The 813-nt window shown below is 66.1% G+C and carries 1 protein-coding gene; it reads left to right on the forward strand.

Annotated elements, in window-relative coordinates; genetic code table 11:
• Positions 1 to 25: 25 nt before the first annotated feature.
• Positions 26 to 813 (forward strand): IS982 family transposase (locus tag ACRWND_RS30880; RefSeq protein WP_431955290.1); only part of this gene is annotated, 788 nt, incomplete at its 3' end.

Below are 813 nucleotides of genomic sequence, written 5' to 3' on the forward strand. Positions count from 1 at the left end.
GCACGAGGGCGTCCAATGTCAGTGTGTGAAGACAGACCTGGACACCCTCGCAACGGCACTCTACGCCCGGATCGACGATGAGTTGAAGGCTTCTCCCTGGTTGGCCCCGTGGCGTCCGAAAGTCGGGATCACGCCCAGGCTCAGTGACGCGGAGTTGCTCACGCTCGCGGTCATGTCAGCGTTGCTCGGCTACACCTCCGAGCGGCGCTGGCTTCGCCGCGTCGACCGCGACTTCCGCGGCCTGTTCCCCTACGTGCCCCAGCAGTCCGGCTACGGCAAACGACTGCGCGCCGCATCACCCCTGCTCACCAGCATGATCCGGATACTGGCCCAGGACACCTCACTGTGGACCGACGATGTCTGGCTGGTCGACTCCACCCCGGTCGGCTGCGGCTGCTCCCGGGAAACGGCCAAGCGCTCGGACCTGGCCGGCTGGGCCGAGTACGGCTACTGCGCGTCCCACTCCCGGTACTTCTGGGGCCTGCGCCTGCACCTGGTCTGCACCCTCGGCGGCCTGCCGATCCTGTTCGCACTCACCGGCGCCAAGGCCGACGAACGCGAGACCCTGCGCGACATGCTCGACACCGCGCCCGATGTCCAGGCCACCCATCCACAGCAGACGATCATCGGCGACAAGAACTACTACGGCCGGGAGTTCGAGAACGACCTCACCGAACGTGACCTGAAGCTGCTGCGTCCGGCCCGCAAAGGCGAGCCCGAGCGGGCTGGCGCACACCTGTTCAAGCCACTTCGGCAAGTCATCGAGTCGATCAACCAGACCCTCAAGGGTCAACTTGACCTGGAACGACACGG

The sequence above is a fragment of the Actinacidiphila sp. bgisy167 genome (genome assembly GCF_965342175.1).
Lineage (GTDB): Bacteria > Actinomycetota > Actinomycetes > Streptomycetales > Streptomycetaceae > Actinacidiphila.